Raw genomic sequence first — 16,972 nt, 5'->3', positions numbered from 1 at the left:
GAAGTTTAATGAAAATAGCTATAGCAGGAACAGGCTACGTTGGCCTATCAAACGCAGTATTACTAGCACAGCACAATGAAGTGATTGCAGTAGATATCAATGAAGATCGTGTTAATTTAATTAACAATAAGCAGTCGACGGTAGCTGATAGTGAGATAGAAGACTTTTTAGCTAACAAGCCGCTTAATCTCAAAGCGACACTTGATAAAAAATTAGCATATTCAGATGCTCAATATGTCGTTATTGCGACACCCACCGATTACGATCCAATTAATAACTACTTCGACACATCATCTGTTGAAGCTGTCATTAAGGATGTTATCGAGATTAATCCTGCTGCGGTAATGATAATTAAATCAACTGTACCTGTTGGTTTTACTGAGCGTATTAAGAGAGAATTAAACTGTGACAATATAATATTTTCACCGGAATTTTTACGTGAGGGTAAAGCGCTTTATGATAATTTGCATCCATCAAGAATAATTGTTGGTGAACAGTCTGAGCGCGCCAAAGTATTTGCCAATTTGTTAGCGCAAGGTGCCATTAAGAAAAATATTGATATCTTGTTTACTGACTCCACTGAAGCTGAAGCTGTTAAATTGTTCTCTAATACCTATTTGGCTATGCGAGTCGCTTATTTTAATGAATTAGATACTTACGCTGAAACTCACGATTTAGACACTAAACACATCATTGAAGGTGTCGGATTAGATCCTCGTATTGGCAATCATTACAATAACCCATCATTTGGTTATGGGGGCTATTGCTTACCTAAAGACACCAAGCAGCTGCGAGCGAACTATAAAGATGTTCCTAACTCGTTAATTAGCGCTATTGTTGATGCTAATACAACTCGTAAAGATTTTATTGCTGATTCAATTTTAAATAGAAATCCTAAAGTCGTTGGTATATATCGATTAATTATGAAGACAGGTTCCGATAATTTTCGGGCGTCTGCGATTCAAGGTATTATGAAACGGATCAAAGCCAAGGGTATTGAGGTTGTTGTGTATGAGCCAGTTTTGGATGAAGCTGAATTTTTCCATTCACGGGTGATCACTGACTTGGCAGAGTTTAAAGCAATGTCAGATGTGATTGTTTCAAATCGTATGGATACTGTACTGGCTGATGTTGTAGACAAAGTTTATACCAGAGATTTATTTGGTTCAGATTAGTTTTACACTTAAAGAAGCTTTGCTATAATCGCGCCGCATTACGGAAGATTTTGAGCGTGCGTTTTTTCATTCTGTAATTTTGAACGTACAGATCTAGTTTTAAGGACTTAAAATGAGTAGCATCTATCCCGTTGTCATTACGTTTATAATGACTTGTCTAGCAATAAAGCTCCTTAAACCATTAGCTACGCAATATGGGTTGGTCGATTCACCAAATGAAAGAAAACATCACACAGGTGAGATCCCACTTATCGGCGGGTTAGCCATCTACTTAAGTATTTTGCTCGCTACGATGGTTTTTATTCCTCAAAGTCAAGAACTCAACTTATATTTAATATCATCAGCGTTAATTCTGTTCTTAGGTGTGTTGGATGATAAGTATGATTTGTCAGTAAAGCTTCGTATCGTAGCACAAGTTATTATCGCTTCTATGATGATATTCGGAGCTGGGCTCTACTTGACTAGTTTAGGGGAGATTTTTTACTTTTTTGATTTACAGCTTGGTCTTGTTGGTGTTTTCGTTACTGTGATTGCAGTCATCGGCTCTATCAATGCCTTCAATATGGTTGATGGGATTGATGGTCTTGCCGGTACATTAAGCGTGGTTACTTTTTCTTCGTTAGGATATTTGCTTTATCAAGCTGATAGCGAATGGTATATGTTGTCTGTCCTATACGTGTCTGCCTTACTTGCTTATCTCATGTTTAATCTGCGTTGGCCATCAGAAAAACTTCAAAAAATATTTATGGGCGATGCTGGCAGTATGCTAATAGGGCTAACGGTCGTATGGTTGTTAGTGGTAGGAACGAATGTTGATACGCAAGCATTTTCTCCGGTTATCGCCTTGTATCTTATTGCTATACCATTAATGGATATGGCTGCAATCATGTACAGACGTGTAAAAAAAGGGACTTCTCCTTTTAAGCCCGATCGTGACCATCTACACCATATTTTTGAACGTGCAGGCTATAGCAGAAAGCAAACTTTAGTACGTATATCAATCCTAGCCACTTTAATTGCTCTCTTAGGGGTTATGGGGGAGTATTATAATGTGCCTGAATGGATTATGTTTACCGGATTTTTGATGTTATTCAGCGCTTATAATTGGGCACTGAGCAACGTATGGAAAATTTTGACTTGGATCAGGCAAGCGTCTTAATTAATAGACTCATCTGATTCAGCAAAGTATTTATTTTTGCCCTGCATTGCGGGGCTTTTTGTTTTAAGGATAGAAATGAAAGTTGTTATTCCTGTCGCTGGGCTTGGTACGCGTATGCTTCCTGCTACCAAAGCCATTCCTAAAGAGATGCTGCCCCTAGTCGATAAGCCTCTAATTCAATATATCGTCGATGAATGCGTAAAAGCTGGAGTTAAAGAGATTGTACTGGTCACTCATGCCAGTAAAAATGCCATCGAGAACCATTTTGATACTTCTTATGAGCTGGAGTCGACATTAGAGAAGCGGGTGAAGCGACAGTTACTGGAAGAAGTACAGGCTATTTGCCCTAAAGGTGTAACCATAATGCATGTGCGTCAAGGTGAGGCTAAAGGACTGGGGCATGCTGTCTTGTGTGCTAAGCCTTGTATCGGTAATCATCCTTTTGCTGTGGTTTTACCCGATGTGATTTTAGATGAATATACCGCCAATCAAACCAGTGAAAATTTAGCGGCCATGATTGCTCGTTACAAAGCGACTTCGGTCAGTCAGATCATGGTTGCACCAGTACCCGATGAAGACGTCAGTAAGTATGGTATCGCCGATTGTGATGGTGTGGGTCTGTGCGCCGGTGAATCAACGGCTATCTCTAAGATGGTTGAGAAACCCGCTCTCGATGAGGCACCTTCAAACCTCGCCGTTGTGGGCCGTTATGTGTTATCTGAAAAAATCTGGGATCTGCTGGCAAGAACACCGGCAGGTGCCGGGGGTGAGATCCAACTGACGGATGCCATCGATATGTTGATTGAATCCGATAGCGTAGAAGCATTTCACATGACAGGTAAGTCCCATGATTGTGGTGATAAGCTTGGCTACATGACTGCATTTGTAGAGTATGGCCTGAGACATGAAAAACTTGGGGCTGAGTTTCGCAAAAATGTGCAGCAGTTGATTAAGAGCTAAGAAGGTCGGGCTTCGCCCTGCTAGGGCGTGACTTCGTCACTGCTAGAGCGTCACTACGCGACTTCTAGAATCTATACAATCAAGAGATAGGGGTATCGTTCTGGATTTTGATTTTATAGCAGGCCGGAGGCCGCCCTAGCAGTGAGCCTGCGAGCGTTCTAGAAAGGAGCTTGCGACTGCTCTCGAAGCTGACGCAGTCGGCGACCTGGTCTTTAGGCCCGAGGCTTTGGTTGTTGTGTTCTTTCGCGGCTAAAGCGGCTCCTACAAGGTATCACGAACGTCGCAAGCGACTACAGAACGCTACGCTTACACAATGGCCTTCGGCCACATGAACACTGATGCCCGCCTCTATTTATTTAGGGCGGGCTTTTTGTTTATTCTTTGACTGTCAGCGTAGCGTTCCGTGAACCCAGTGTTCGGTTATCTGTCGCCGCTTATGATGTGTTCTTTCCTGTAGGAGGGTCTTTAGGCCCGAATCTTTGCTTGTTTCAATCAATCGCGGCTAAAGCACGCTCCTACAATGTGTTCTCTCGCGGCTAAAGCCGCTCCTACAAGTCATTAGTCTATCTGCTGTTGTAACTGTTCAAAAAGCTCATTAAAAGCGAAAAGGTATGATTCAACTTTTCCTAGTAACTCTTGGGTTTGACTCAGATCATATACATGGCTGGTGATATTTCTCATCTCAATCATATCTAGCCAGATCGCCTCATCTCGTAGCCAACCTTGTTGGAAGGCTTCTTTAAAGCTGGTTCTCGGCGAGGTTGTCATGATACCGGTATAACTTAGTGTGTGTTTAATCGCCTTCCATGACATTTCATAGGTAAACTCAAATCTTTTAACCATGACATCCAGTAGTATTGATTCAAAATTGCTGTCGAGAATATCTTGTTTATATTCATTAACTTCATTGAATTTTCTGAGGGCCCTGGCGAAGTTAAAGATGGCGTCTTCGGCTCTGAGTTGTTTTGAAGCACTAAAGATCACTTTACCTGTCGCTTTTACACGCTGGATGAAACGATCCTCTTTTCTATGAATGTTGGCAACATCTACTTTTATAAGGGTGTTTAGCTGCTCAATCTCATCCTTGATAATTTCGATTTTGTCATAATCAATCGGAGCATAGAAGGCGATGTCGATATCACTTGTTGTTTCCGCTGTCCCCATAGCTTGTGAACCATAAACCCAAATTCTCTCAGGTTGGACATGTTTGAGAATAATGGCTTTTACTTGGTTGACAACTTGCTGACGGTTCATGATTTAGTTCCAAAATGATTATCTATCAATTTTATTTGAAAAGCTTTTGGAAAGCAAAGACTGTGGCGGTTATCTTGGGTGCTTTAGATGTAGGAGGGTCTTTAGATGTAAGAGGGTCTTTAGGCCCGAGGCTTTTGCTTGTTTAATCAATCGCGGCTAAAGCACGCTCCTACACCCATTCCTCAAAAATCGTTTCTGCACTTCATATTTCATTTTGATATAGATAAACGCTGTTTATAACTTCTAATCATTTCCTGTGCTGCTATTATCTTCTTAAGTTAAAAGTTTTTGGTTATCTACACTAAATTGATAGTGGTTGTTAATTAACTTTGATTAGGGATTACGCGGAAGTCGATATGTCTACACATCTAACTCATCTTAAACAGCTTGAAGCTGAATCGATTCAAATCATGCGTGAAGTGGCCGCAGAATTTGATAACCCTGTGATGCTTTACTCTGTCGGTAAGGACTCCTCGGTCTTACTGCATCTGGCGCGCAAGGCATTTTACCCCGGCAAGATCCCATTTCCTTTGATGCATGTCGATACCAACTGGAAGTTCAAGGAGATGATCGAGTTTAGGGACAAGATGGCTAAGAAGCATGGCTTCGAGCTGATAGTCCATAAAAACCCTCGTGGTATCGAGATGGGAGTAGGTCCGTTCACCCATGGCAGTGCTAAGCATACTGACATCATGAAAACCGAAGGCCTCAAGCAGGCACTGGACATGCATGGATTCGATGCCGCGTTCGGTGGTGCTCGCCGCGATGAGGAAAAGTCTCGTGCTAAAGAGCGTATCTATTCTTTCCGTGATAGTAAGCACAGATGGGATCCTAAGAATCAGCGTCCTGAGCTGTGGAATATTTATAACGGTAAAGTCGATAAGGGCGAGAGCATTCGTGTTTTTCCGCTATCTAACTGGACCGAGCTCGATATCTGGCAGTACATCTATCTAGAAGGTATCGAAATCCCCTCGCTGTACCTGGCGAAAACTCGCCCCGTCGTCGAACGTGATGGCACGCTAATCATGGTCGATGATGAACGTATGCCGATTGAAGAAGGGGAAGTGGTGCAACAGAAGATGGTTCGATTCAGGACCCTAGGCTGCTACCCGCTTACCGGAGCGGTGGAGTCACAAGCCACAACCTTGCCTGAGATTATTCAAGAGATGCTGCTGTGTACTACCTCAGAGCGTCAGGGCCGAGTGATAGATAATGACTCTTCGGGGTCTATGGAAAAGAAGAAGATGGAAGGATATTTCTAAATCGCTGCGCGATTTAGAAATAGTTGTAAGTTTTAAGTTTTAAGTAAAGCGAAGAGAGCAAGGCTAGAAAGAAGTTGTAAGGCGTAAGCTTTAAGTAAGAGCGAGGAGGTTAAGGCTTGAACAAGTCTTAAGTCAAATACAAGGAATGTATGATGAATTTTGAAAATTTAGACGTATGGAAACGCTCTGCGAGACTTTCTGCTGAGATTTACAAAGCAACAGCATCGTTAAAAGATTTTGGTTTTAGAGACCAATTGACTAGGTCAGGCCTTTCGGTGCCAAGTAATATTGCCGAAGGTATGAGCAGAGATAGCATTAAAGAGCAAAAACGTTTCTTAGATATAGCTATATCTTCACTGTCTGAAGCTAGGACACAAATTTACATTGGCATCGATATTGGTTATCTCCCTAAGCAACAAGGCCATGAGTGGCTTGTTGAGACTAGAGAGTTATCGGCGATGATTAATAGTTTGAAAAACAAAATTACATAAGGCAGAGCAATTTATAAGCAGAGTCAGTTTTAGTCAGCCTCTTTACTTATGGCTTAAAACTTACCACTTATAACTTAATCAGATTAACTTTGTCTTTGCTATGGAGTATGTATGACCACAAGTTCGAATTTGATTGCGGCTGACATTGAAGAGTATCTTCAAGTCCACGAAAACAAAGATATGTTGCGAGTGCTAACTTGTGGCAGTGTCGATGATGGTAAGTCTACTTTAATCGGGCGCTTGTTGTTCGATAGCAAGATGATCTTCGAAGATCAGCTGGCGGCGATTGTTAAAGACTCGAAACGCTTCAATACCACCGACGAGCCATTCGACTTAGCGCTGCTTGTCGATGGATTGCAGTCCGAGCGAGAGCAGGGTATCACCATAGATGTGGCTTATCGTTACTTCACTACCGAGCAACGCAAGTTTATCATTGCCGATACGCCGGGCCATGAGCAGTATACGCGTAATATGGCCACAGGTGCCTCAAACTGTGATTTAGCGATTATCTTGATCGATGCCCGTCACGGCGTGCAAGTTCAGACCAAACGTCACAGCTTTATCTGTTCTCTGTTAGGCATCAAGCACGTGATCATCGCCATCAATAAGATGGATGCGGTGGATTATGATCAGGCCATTTATCAGAATATTAAGCAAGAATATCGTGAGTTTTCCACTCAATTAGGCTTCACTGATGTCCGCTTCGTGCCTATCTCGGCCTTGAAGGGCGATAACGTGGTAAATGAGAGTAGCAAGATGATCTGGTATCCAGGCTCGACACTACTCAAGTTACTTAATACCGTGTCGGTTGCACAAGATAAAAGTGAGTCATTCCGCTTTCAGGTGCAATACGTTAACCGACCTAATTTAGATTTTCGTGGATTCTGTGGAACCCTAGCTTCGGGTGAGATCCGCGTTGGCGATACTGTTGTGGTTTTGCCGTCGAATAAAGAGACGCGTATCAAGTCAATCGTCACATTCGATGGTGATCTTGACCAGGCCTCAGCGGGGCAGGCGATAACCTTGACCCTCGAAGATGAGATTGATGTCGGCCGTGGTGACATGTTAGTGCGCCCCCATGATAAGCCACATTCACTCAGCAACTTCGAAGCTGACGTGGTTTGGATGACGGATGAGCCTCTGTGTGTCGATCGTGAATATGCCATTAAAGTGGGTAGCAAGTCTGTCTATGGTTATGTCGATGCCATCAATCACAAGATAGATGTTAATACGCTCGAGAAGCAAGAGGCACAGCAACTTGAACTCAATGAGATAGGTAACTGTAATTTTGCCGTCACTGAGCCGGTGCAATTTGATGCCTATGATGTTAACCGTGCGACGGGGGCATTTATTATTATCGATCGCCTGACTAATGTGACCGTTGGCGCCGGGATGATCCGTAATCCCATTTCTTCCAACAGCGCTGCCAACCAGTCGTCTAAGCATAGCTATTCAGAGTTTGAATTAGAGATGAATGCTTTGGTTCGTAAGCATTTCCCACATTGGGGCAGCAAGGATATCTCTTTGTAGGAGGGTCTTCAGATGTAGGAGGGTCTTTAGGCCCGAGGTTTTGTGTGTTGCAATCAATCGCGGCTAAAGCACGCTCCTACAGTGAATCTTTGCTCCTACAATAGATAAAAATCATAGGAACCTATGTCTCTAGATGCATATTTAACCATAGGCATATTTGTCGCGACAATCGCGGGACTTATTCATTTTCAGAGCCGTCCAGCCGTGGTGTTCGGTGTGGCTCTGTTAGCCTTGGTCGGACTTAATTTGGTCTCGAAAGAGCAGCTGCTGTCGAGCATGTCCAACCCTGGTTTGGTGACTCTGGTGCTGTTGATCTTATGCTCCTTCGCCTTAGAGAAGACTCGCTTGCTTAGAGTGATTGCCTCCAAGGTGATTGTGAGCAGTTACAATTCTACCTGGATGCGACTCTTCGGCATTACTGCGTTAAGCTCGGCCATGCTCAATAACACAGCCGTGGTCGCGACCTTGCTATCGCCCATTCGTAACAATCCGCATCACTTCGCCAGCAAGTTGTTACTGCCTCTCTCCTACGCCGCTATCTTAGGGGGAACGCTCACCTTAATTGGCACATCCACCAACTTGATCGTTAACAGCCTCTATATCGATGCCACGGGTAAGTCACTCAGTTTCTTTTCGTTTACTGCGGTAGGTATCCTGCTGGTATTAGGCTGTGGCCTGGTATTAAGACTGGCCTCTCGCTGGTTGCCTGACATAGAACATAAAGAGACCTGCTCCAAGGGCTATTTTATTGATGCTAAAGTTGTCTTGGGCTCCGAGCTAATTGGCCGTTCGGTCGAAGATAATGGCCTTAGGCATCTTGAATCGCTATTTTTGGTCGAAGTCGTGCGGGATGGACGTTTGATAAGCCCGGTAACACCGACAGAAGTCTTGCTGCTAAATGACCGGCTTATCTTCAGTGGTGATATCACTAAGATGATGCAGTTGAGTCAATTCTCCGGCCTAGAGATGTTTGCCGAGAAAAATGGCTTACTGGACTCAAACTTAACCGAAGTGGTGCTGAAGCAAGAAAGTGTACTCATAGGTAAGACACTGAAAGGCTCTGGCTTTAGGGCCTTGTTCGATGCCGCAGTGGTGGCGATTCGCCGTGACGGGGAGGAGATCTCGGGTAAGCTGGGCGAGGTCGTCATCAAGGCGGGAGACTTTTTGATCTTAGCCGTAGGTGAAGATTTTAAGACTCGCAGAAATATCAGTAAAAATTTCATCGTTATCAGTGGTGTTGAGCCTGAAATTCGCATCAATGGTGCCAAGGCGTGGCTCTCGATCGGTGGGTTTGTGTTGACCATCGCACTTGCTGCCACGGGTGTCATAGAGATGCTGCAAGGGATGCTGCTGCTGCTTGGCGTGCTTATTTTTAGTAAGTGCCTCAACGTAAACGAAGTTGTGAGGCGTTTCCCCGTCGATATCTGGTTAATTGTGTCGACGGCTATCTTACTTTCACATGCATTGGTTAATAATGGCGTCGCCGATTTAGTGGCCCAGTGGGTCAATAGCGTCACGGATAAAGACCACCTCTATCTGGCGCTGGTATTGGTGTATGTCGCAACTTGGCTGATGACTGAGCTGATTACCAATAACGCCGCCGCGGCATTAATGTTTCCTATCGCTTACAGTATCGCCTTAGGCTTTGGTGTGGACATATTACCTTTCGTTATGACCGTGGCTTTTGCGGCGAGTGGCAGTTTCATCAGCCCCTATGGTTATCAGACGAACTTGATGGTGTATAACGCCGGACATTATCGAATAATCGATTTTGTCAGAGTCGGACTGCCTGTGAGCCTGACTTATGGCGTCATAGTACTCGTGGCCGTACCTGTGTTTTTCCCGTTTAGGTGATGCTGGCGAATTGTGTGATGGTGTCGGAGGGTCTTTAGATGTAGGAGGGTCTTTAGGCCCGAGGCTTTGGTTGTTTAAATCAATCGCGGTTTATTCCTTCGCGGCTAAAGCGCGCTCCTACAAGGTAAGACGAACGTCGCAAGCGACTACAGAACGCTGCGCTTACGGAATGGCCTTCGGCCACATGGACGTTACGCTCTGTTCATTCTGGTGGTGTCGGTTGTATCTTTTGTGTAGGAGGGGCTTTAGCCCCGAGAAGAATGATCAAGATAATCAAAATTGGATATATGATGACAGTAAAGATAGATAAAATAGCAGATGTGTCTCCCTATAAGAATGTTGAGACGTTAGGCGAGTCATCCTCCGACGTCGTTTGGCATCAGGCGAGTGTGTCTCATGCAGAGCGAGTCGCGAGTAATGGCCATCGCCCAGCCGTGCTTTGGTTTACCGGCCTAAGTGGCTCGGGAAAATCTACGCTGGCTAATGCGGTAGACAAGATGCTGCATGACATAGGCTGTAAAACCTACCTGTTAGATGGCGATAACGTTCGTCATGGCTTGAATGGTGACTTGGGTTTCTCGGATGAAGACAGAGTCGAGAACATTCGCCGTATAGGTGAAGTGTCCAAGTTGTTTGTCGATGCCGGTCAACTGGTTTTAACCGCATTTATCTCACCATTCCTGGCTGATAGAGAGCAGGTTCGAAGTCAGTTAAAGGCAGGGGAGTTTGTCGAGGTATTTATCGACACGCCGATTGAGATCTGTGAGCTAAGAGATCCAAAAGGTTTATACCAGAAAGCCCGTGCAGGCGAGATTAAGAACTTCACCGGCATAGATTCAGCCTATGAGCTGCCGGTGAACCCAGAGGTACACGTCAAGACTGAGAAGCAGTCGGTAGAAGCCTGTGCCAAGCAGGTGATAGATCACCTTAAAAGTCATGGTTATTTAAAATCTGTCTCGTTGTAGGAGGGTCTTTAGGCCCGAATCTTTGCTTAAATCGAAAGGGTGTAAATGAATTACGATATTTTTAACGGTGATGCCGATGGCATCATCGCCTTGTTGCAGCTTAGATTGGCGAACCCTGTCGAGAGTGAGTTGGTGACAGGCGTTAAACGTGACATCCAGTTGCTGGAGAAAGTGACCGTGAGGTCTGGAGATAGCCTGACGGTACTCGATATCTCGATGGAGAAGAATCGACACGCTCTGCAAGCTGCTCTCGAAGTCGGTGCGACTGTGTATTACGCCGATCATCACAGATATGGTGTTATTCCTCAGCATCAAAATTTGCAGGCCCACATAGATTTAGATGCCAATACCTGTACTGCGCTGATTATCGATCAGCTTTTAGAGGGGCAATTCCATCTTTGGGCGATCACGGCAGCTTTCGGTGATAACCTTATCGCTAAGGCCGATAAATTAGCCGAACAAGCGGGTCTATCTAAAGACCAAGCTGAGCAGCTCAATGAGCTTGGTACCCTGATTAATTACAATGGTTACGGCAGTAAAACTCAAGACCTTCATTTTCATCCCGCAGATCTATATCTAGCCTTGCTTAAGTATGCTAATCCTTTCGATGTGATAGCCGATGTCGATTCGCCTTTCTACCCGCTTAAAAGCGCGTATAGACAAGACATGGATAAGGCATTGGCCGTAGAGTCTTGCCATCGTAGTGCCAATTTATCTGTGTTTGAATTACCCGATAGTGCCTGGGCGAGACGCATTAGCGGTGTATACGGCAACGACTTGGCTAATCAAGATCCCGATTCTGCCCATGGGGTGTTAACCGATAATAATGATGGCAGTTATACCGTGTCTTTACGGGCACCATTAAACAATAAGCAGGGAGCGGGCGATATCTGTAGCCAATTTGATACCGGCGGCGGTCGGGCCGCAGCCGCAGGGATCAATGCATTAGCTAAAGCTGACCTGAATAGATTGATTAAAACAGTAGAAGAGTTTTATACATAAACCGTCATCTTTTGTAGGAGGGTCTTTTTTGTAGGAGGGGCTTCAGCCCCGATGCTTTGATGTCGTGTTCTTTCGCGGCTAAAGCCGCTCCTACGGTGAATCTTTTGTTTGCATCAATCAATCTCAGCTAAATATATGCAATCCCAATGTGAATAATTGCCAATATTGTCTACTAAACGTGCTCTCAATGGGTTAGCAACTATGTACCTCATCACTTCCTTTATTTCTTCATCTTGCCTCAAGCAATGATCGTAAAATCCTGGTTGCCACACGTTAATATTCTGTTGCAGATGAGTATTTATCTGCTTGGCACTCCTGCCTTTCATGTAACCTATAGCACGACTTAAATCAGTGACATCATTGAGTATGAACAGCCAATGCAGGTGATCTGGCATTAGGCAATAGCCTATTGTCGACGTTATTTTTTTGTCATCAGACAATTTCAAATTATTAATGACTATTCGAGCACTGCCAAAATCATTAAACAAGGGTTCTCTTTCATGGGTATTGGTCGTCACGAAGTAGATGTTATTTTCGTTACTGTATCTTCCAAGCCGCAAGTGACTTCCATGTTCCATCATTAGCCTTGTTTTGATTGCAATCAATTTATTAATTTTAGAAGAACATCGCGGCTAAAGCACGCTTCTACAATGAATGCTGGTGAATTGTTTGCTTGTGTAAGAGGGTCTTCAGGCTCGAGGCTGTGCTGGTTGCAATCAATCGCGGCTAAGCCGCTCCTACAGTGTGATAAGATATCACCTGTTTTTAGCTAATTTTTGAGATGTAACTCCAATATGAGAAAAGGCATTGTTTTAGCTGGTGGTACCGGGTCCAGGTTGTTTCCTATGACTCAGGTTGTGAGTAAACAGTTACTGCCAGTTTATGATAAGCCTATGATCTACTACCCTATTTCGACTCTTATGCAGGCCGGGATAACAGAGATGCTACTTATCTGTAGGCCCGATGACTTGCCTCTGTTTCGCGCCCTGTTGCAGGACGGTACTCAATGGGGCATATCGCTGCAATACGCCGAGCAAGCTCAGCCCAATGGGCTTGCTGAGGCCCTTATCATAGCGGAAGAGTTTCTCGATGGAGGACCTAGCGCCTTAATCTTAGGCGATAACCTCTTTTATGGTGACTCGTTAACTTGGTTATTAACTCAGACCTGTGCTACTGAAACCGGTGCTAGCGTGTTTGCTTATCATGTGTCTAACCCACAAGATTATGGCGTGATTAACTTCGATGATTGTGGGCGTGCACTCTCGATTGAGGAGAAACCCGTTAAGCCACAATCTAACTATGCCATGCCTGGATTGTATTTTTTTGACAAGCTAGCCTCTGATTTTGCTAAACAAATTTCTCCTTCTGAGCGAGGTGAGCTCGAGATTGTCGATCTGGTTAATAGGTATTTAAGTTGCGGCGATTTACATGTGAAGATACTGGGCAGAGGCACTGCCTGGCTCGATACTGGTACCCCAGATGCTTTTGCCGAAGCGACGCAATTTATTTCTGCCATCGAAAAGCGACAAGGCCTCAAGATTAACTGTCCTGAAGAGGTCGCTTACCGTCTAGGTTTGATTGATGATGCACAGTTGCGAGAACTGGCTAAGCCCTTGCTCAATAGTGGTTATGGTGAGTACCTCTTAGGTTTGCTTTCTCGCGGCTGAAGCCGCTCCTACAAAAGATGTGACGCTGTGATTGTCTGTGGCTGTGATCGTAATGCGCGCCAAAGTAGATGCAAGTATTTACTGGCTCTGTTATCTGCATCGAACTCAAGTTCTAGCAGTTGACGTTCCTCTTTAGGAGCCGATTTGTCCAGCAGTAACTGAACCGGGCCCAGTACGCCTAAGCGACGATCATCTTTTCCTGTGGCATATCTCGCTTCTGGAGTGTCGCCAAATAGATCAAGCCTTCCGGTGAGTACATGATATATCTGCGGCAATCTGGCCGAGATCGGGCCTGGTATGTTCCATCGCCAAGCTTTAAAGGTTTGTCCTAAATTGTCGATACAGGTATCTGAAATAGTCGAGTGTTCAGACTGCTTGTTAAAAGTGTTTCTTAATGAGGAGTAAACCGATAACAGGGGCCATAGGGGTAAGCTTAGTATAAAAATAATCAATAAAAATAGTCGGGTAAGTGTGCTCGTTTTATTTCCCTCGGGCTTGGCATTGATCTCATTTGCGCCGATCAAGGCTTGATCTTTAATTTGAATGACACCTAAGTGCTGCAGGTTTATAAGCAGATCTTGGCAGAGAATGCTATTTTTAACTTCTAACCTTTCTCCTACATAGGTGTTTGGCAGGATCAAGCTGTTCTCAATGCTAGATTCTTTGTCGATTAAACAATTATTGCCGATCACCACTGACTCTTTTAACTGTACCTTCTCCTCTATTCGGCAGTTGTTACCTATGATCCCCCAACCATTTTGGCTGGTTAAATCACCAGTATGGGTCTTAGTACCAACATAAAAGTCTTGTTGTGCATTAGCAGACAGGTAACTACGTTCGCTAGGCGTTAATGTAGGCAGTTCATTCTTGGCTAAACACAAATTTGCATCCATATACGAGTGAAAGCTATCAAGCATGAAGCTGCGTCCGTGTAAGACGAGTGTCACCACGCTGGTGCTGTCGAAATGTGGCAAAAAAGGCCAGTCGATATCGGCAAGATAGGGGAGAGCTGCGGGCAGTAACATCATGCCTGCATTTTGGCTCTCCATCTTGGCTTGTACAAAGTCACGAGGAAACGCTTTAGAAAAGTCGATGAATTGAGAAATAGAGGGAGAGCGAAAAATATCTCCTCTTACGAGCAATAGACTTTCATCGGGGTCGAGCGCAAGACGCTTTAATACTGAGCGGGTTTCTTCTTGGGGTTTACTTAAAAAGTATTCTATTTCTAGTCCCCACTTTTCACCATTGCAAAGGAGCTTTTCAATCTCTCTGGCTTGAGAAGAAATAATTAACTTTATCTGCGTGATCCCGGATTTGGCTATGTCCTCTAAGGTATATTCAATCACGGCTTTATTACCAACAGGAAGTCGTGCCGGACAGTAATGGTCATTGAGTGGTGCTAATTCATCACCGGTTCTGTTTGCAAAAATGATGGCTTGCATGCGCAGTTCTCCATAGTTAGCCCTGATTTGTTACAGACTGTCTCGCCCTTGTCTGTTGATGACTTATTGCGTTAATTTTGGTTATCAATAGGCGCCTCGGGCAAATATCACTGCCGGTATGGTTTTAATCAGTAAGCTAACATCGGTAAAGAATGATTGCTGGTAGATATAGTCAACATCCAATTCAACCTGTCGATCGAAAGGGATATCAGAGCGGCCGCTGACTTGCCATATACAAGTGATGCCAGGCTTAACAGCAAGCCGCCTTCTGTCATGCAGGCTATATTGCTCCACCTCAGCCAATAGTGCGGGCCTTGGCCCAACCAAGGACATATCACCGCATATCACGTTGCATAATTGCGGCAGCTCGTCGATTGATAGTTTTCTGATCACTTTGCCGATGCGGGTGATTCTTGGATCTTGTTTCATTTTAAACAGGATGCCGCCTTGCATCTCATTAGCCGATTGCAGTGCTCTCCGGCGCAGTTCTGCATCTGGGTACATAGAGCGAAATTTCCACATTGTAAAAGGGATATTATGTTTCCCAGCCCTTTGTTGGCTGAACAGCACAGGCCCCTTAGACTCCAGGCGTATTAGCAATGACACACATAGCAGCAACGGCAATAAAAGTACCAGTAGTAAAGCAGCACAGAAGAGATCGAGTCCGCGCTTTAAGTGGATATTAAATCTCGCTAGCGCTCTATTTCGTTTGCAGCGTTGTTTAGCCTGAGCATTTAATGAGTGCTGGTTGGTTAAATTGGGATGCTGGATATGTTTGTTAGTGCCTGAATCTTCCAACTTGTTGGCATATATTGAGTCTGTTAATAATGGATCTTTTGTTGTCTGTGCAGCCGATATTATCGGATGGCGGTGTTGCTTTTGTTGCCGTATTTCTTGCAACACACGATATAAGAACAGTGGATTGCCTAAGATATATCGCTGCCACATTCTCTTTGGCTCTTCAGCGAGGCGACAAACCCATTCCATGCCTATTTGTCTTACCCATAATGGGGCGCGGATGATTTTCTCTGAGTAAAAATCAAATAATCCGCCTACGCCAATGCCCACAGCGACATCCAGATGAGCTTGGTGTTTTTCTAGCCAAACTTCTTGTCTTGGTGCACCCATTGCGACCAGTAAAACACTCGCACCTGAGGCATTAATCTGCTCAATCACAGATTGTTCATTGGTTAATGAATCTAAATAGCCATGGTGAGTTCCTGCGATAGCTAAGTTGGGGTATTGACGGCTCATATTTTCAGCGGTTTTGGCGGCAATGCCTGGGGCTCCACCGAGAAGAAAGACAGATAAATTGTTTTTTGATAGTTGCTCGCACAGCCTAGGAAACATGTCAGTGCCATTGAGATTATCTTTAGGGGAATAGCCTTTCCAAAGGCAGGCTATGCGTATGCCCGAACCATCGGCGAATATCTTGTGACAGCTCGATTGTAAACAGCGACGATAGAGTGGGTCTTTGACACTGAGATTCAAGCAAGCTGCATTGACGAAGGCATATTGAAGCATACCGAGTGAATGTCCTGTGCCTGAGTGAGTAGTGTCAGGATGTCGCGTCAGCTTTAACGCTTGGTAGTGTTGGCATTGAATGATTATTTCTGCCAACATCTCTTTCATGGTGAGATTACAGAGTTGTAAATTGAATAAGGGAATGGATTGCGCCGAGCTATTAGCCTTATGGGCTGAGAATATCGATGTCAGTACGATTCTCGATGCTGCCATAAGATAAGATAATAGATTGCTTTGTGCGTCATGCAGGTGTGCTGCCTTGTCCTCGAAATTAATGCCTAACCTGTGATGCATCTGCTCAAAAGAGAGTAGACCTGGCTTGCTAATTCGTTGATTATTAAGATGATGATAAGATGGTTGACCGGCTCCTTGCTCAGGTTCAAGGTAATATCTTTTGTCGCTACCCAGCAGGGAAAGGTCACCCTTGAGTAAGTTGATTAAATAGGGCCATTGGCAACATCTTCCTTCACCGGTGAATTGATATAGACCTATTTTTCCGTCTTTTGCATCGTGAATATAAACACGTTCTATGGCCGAGCCATGGTGATATTTGCGATAGAGAGACTTAAATACTAATACCGGCGCTGCACTTATGATGAGTAGCAGGGCAAGGATAATGTCGACGGTTCTGAGCATATGATCTCTGATATTAGCCGTTTCTACTTGAGTGTTTGTTATCATTTTTCC

General features: G+C 44.3%; 14 protein-coding genes. 10 read left to right on the top strand and 4 right to left on the bottom strand.

The features are described from left to right. Positions 1 to 8: 8 nt before the first annotated feature. The 3 genes from KT99_RS06250 to galU all read left to right on the top strand — a co-directional run bounded on the left by KT99_RS06250 (position 9) and on the right by galU (position 3,294). Positions 9 to 1,175, top strand: a complete 1,167-nt coding sequence (locus KT99_RS06250) for a nucleotide sugar dehydrogenase (protein WP_005498107.1) — start codon at positions 9 to 11, stop codon at positions 1,173 to 1,175. Between the two features lie 112 nt (positions 1,176 to 1,287). Continuing rightward, positions 1,288 to 2,334 (top strand): UDP-N-acetylglucosamine--undecaprenyl-phosphate N-acetylglucosaminephosphotransferase, encoded by a 1,047-nt coding sequence (wecA, locus tag KT99_RS06245; RefSeq protein WP_005498105.1) that lies wholly within the window; start codon positions 1,288 to 1,290, stop codon positions 2,332 to 2,334. Between the two features lie 75 nt (positions 2,335 to 2,409). After that, positions 2,410 to 3,294 carry a UTP--glucose-1-phosphate uridylyltransferase GalU gene (galU, locus tag KT99_RS06240; RefSeq protein ID WP_005498103.1) on the top strand — a complete coding sequence of 295 codons (885 nt, stop codon included), beginning with the start codon at positions 2,410 to 2,412 and terminating at the stop codon, positions 3,292 to 3,294. A 558-nt stretch (positions 3,295 to 3,852) separates the two neighbouring features. Here the strand turns inward: galU and KT99_RS06235 are convergent. Next, positions 3,853 to 4,548: an HI0074 family nucleotidyltransferase substrate-binding subunit gene (locus tag KT99_RS06235; RefSeq protein WP_005498102.1), complete on the bottom strand. Its 696-nt coding sequence runs from the start codon at positions 4,546 to 4,548 to the stop codon at positions 3,853 to 3,855. A 356-nt stretch (positions 4,549 to 4,904) separates the two neighbouring features. Between KT99_RS06235 and cysD the strand changes: the two genes are divergently transcribed. The 6 genes from cysD to KT99_RS06205 all read left to right on the top strand — a co-directional run bounded on the left by cysD (position 4,905) and on the right by KT99_RS06205 (position 11,652). After that, the gene (gene cysD / locus KT99_RS06230; RefSeq protein ID WP_005498100.1) at positions 4,905 to 5,810 is read left to right on the top strand and encodes a sulfate adenylyltransferase subunit CysD; all 906 of its coding nucleotides are present in this window, start codon (positions 4,905 to 4,907) and stop codon (positions 5,808 to 5,810) included. Between the two features lie 152 nt (positions 5,811 to 5,962). Continuing rightward, the gene (locus KT99_RS06225) at positions 5,963 to 6,301 is read left to right on the top strand and encodes a four helix bundle protein (RefSeq protein WP_040571660.1); all 339 of its coding nucleotides are present in this window, start codon (positions 5,963 to 5,965) and stop codon (positions 6,299 to 6,301) included. A 111-nt stretch (positions 6,302 to 6,412) separates the two neighbouring features. After that, entirely contained in the window at positions 6,413 to 7,831 is a 1,419-nt protein-coding gene (cysN, locus tag KT99_RS06220; protein ID WP_005498096.1) for a sulfate adenylyltransferase subunit CysN, read from the top strand. 123 nt (positions 7,832 to 7,954) lie between these two features. Continuing rightward, the gene (locus KT99_RS06215) at positions 7,955 to 9,685 is read left to right on the top strand and encodes an SLC13 family permease (RefSeq protein ID WP_005498094.1); all 1,731 of its coding nucleotides are present in this window, start codon (positions 7,955 to 7,957) and stop codon (positions 9,683 to 9,685) included. Positions 9,686 to 9,975: 290 nt separating this feature from the next. After that, positions 9,976 to 10,650 (top strand): adenylyl-sulfate kinase, encoded by a 675-nt coding sequence (gene cysC / locus KT99_RS06210; RefSeq protein ID WP_040571671.1) that lies wholly within the window; start codon positions 9,976 to 9,978, stop codon positions 10,648 to 10,650. A 45-nt stretch (positions 10,651 to 10,695) separates the two neighbouring features. Next, positions 10,696 to 11,652 carry a DHHA1 domain-containing protein gene (locus tag KT99_RS06205; protein WP_005498089.1) on the top strand — a complete coding sequence of 319 codons (957 nt, stop codon included), beginning with the start codon at positions 10,696 to 10,698 and terminating at the stop codon, positions 11,650 to 11,652. A gap of 113 nt (positions 11,653 to 11,765) precedes the next feature. On the opposite strand, the gene KT99_RS06200 is transcribed toward KT99_RS06205, so the two are convergent. Further along, positions 11,766 to 12,212 (bottom strand): REP-associated tyrosine transposase, encoded by a 447-nt coding sequence (locus KT99_RS06200; RefSeq protein WP_157752183.1) that lies wholly within the window; start codon positions 12,210 to 12,212, stop codon positions 11,766 to 11,768. Positions 12,213 to 12,446: 234 nt separating this feature from the next. Here KT99_RS06200 and rfbA point away from each other — a divergent pair, with 234 nt between their 5' ends. Next, entirely contained in the window at positions 12,447 to 13,319 is an 873-nt protein-coding gene (gene rfbA / locus KT99_RS06195; protein WP_005498085.1) for a glucose-1-phosphate thymidylyltransferase RfbA, read from the top strand. Between the two features lie 8 nt (positions 13,320 to 13,327). On the opposite strand, the gene KT99_RS06190 is transcribed toward rfbA, so the two are convergent. Together KT99_RS06190 and KT99_RS06185 are read right to left on the bottom strand one after the other, a co-directional pair. Further along, positions 13,328 to 14,761 (bottom strand): sugar phosphate nucleotidyltransferase, encoded by a 1,434-nt coding sequence (locus KT99_RS06190; protein ID WP_005498083.1) that lies wholly within the window; start codon positions 14,759 to 14,761, stop codon positions 13,328 to 13,330. 84 nt (positions 14,762 to 14,845) lie between these two features. Then, positions 14,846 to 16,966: a WecB/TagA/CpsF family glycosyltransferase gene (locus KT99_RS06185; protein WP_005498081.1), complete on the bottom strand. Its 2,121-nt coding sequence runs from the start codon at positions 16,964 to 16,966 to the stop codon at positions 14,846 to 14,848. Positions 16,967 to 16,972 lie beyond the last annotated feature (6 nt).

The organism is Shewanella benthica KT99 (assembly GCF_000172075.1).
Lineage (GTDB): Bacteria > Pseudomonadota > Gammaproteobacteria > Enterobacterales > Shewanellaceae > Shewanella > Shewanella benthica_A.
This window is presented reverse-complemented; position numbering and strand designations above follow the sequence as displayed.

Bases quoted from the DNA above. Each gene is read 5' to 3' on its own strand.
- KT99_RS06250 (WP_005498107.1), top strand. From the start codon at position 9: ATGAAAATAGCTATAGCAGGAACAGGCTACGTTGGCCTATCAAACGCA.
- wecA (WP_005498105.1), top strand. From the start codon at position 1,288: ATGAGTAGCATCTATCCCGTTGTCATTACGTTTATAATGACTTGTCTA.
- galU (WP_005498103.1), top strand. From the start codon at position 2,410: ATGAAAGTTGTTATTCCTGTCGCTGGGCTTGGTACGCGTATGCTTCCT.
- KT99_RS06235 (WP_005498102.1), bottom strand. From the start codon at position 4,548: ATGAACCGTCAGCAAGTTGTCAACCAAGTAAAAGCCATTATTCTCAAA.
- cysD (WP_005498100.1), top strand. From the start codon at position 4,905: ATGTCTACACATCTAACTCATCTTAAACAGCTTGAAGCTGAATCGATT.
- KT99_RS06225 (WP_040571660.1), top strand. From the start codon at position 5,963: ATGAATTTTGAAAATTTAGACGTATGGAAACGCTCTGCGAGACTTTCT.
- cysN (WP_005498096.1), top strand. From the start codon at position 6,413: ATGACCACAAGTTCGAATTTGATTGCGGCTGACATTGAAGAGTATCTT.
- KT99_RS06215 (WP_005498094.1), top strand. From the start codon at position 7,955: ATGTCTCTAGATGCATATTTAACCATAGGCATATTTGTCGCGACAATC.
- cysC (WP_040571671.1), top strand. From the start codon at position 9,976: ATGACAGTAAAGATAGATAAAATAGCAGATGTGTCTCCCTATAAGAAT.
- KT99_RS06205 (WP_005498089.1), top strand. From the start codon at position 10,696: ATGAATTACGATATTTTTAACGGTGATGCCGATGGCATCATCGCCTTG.
- rfbA (WP_005498085.1), top strand. From the start codon at position 12,447: ATGAGAAAAGGCATTGTTTTAGCTGGTGGTACCGGGTCCAGGTTGTTT.
- KT99_RS06190 (WP_005498083.1), bottom strand. From the start codon at position 14,761: ATGCAAGCCATCATTTTTGCAAACAGAACCGGTGATGAATTAGCACCA.
- KT99_RS06185 (WP_005498081.1), bottom strand. From the start codon at position 16,966: ATGATAACAAACACTCAAGTAGAAACGGCTAATATCAGAGATCATATG.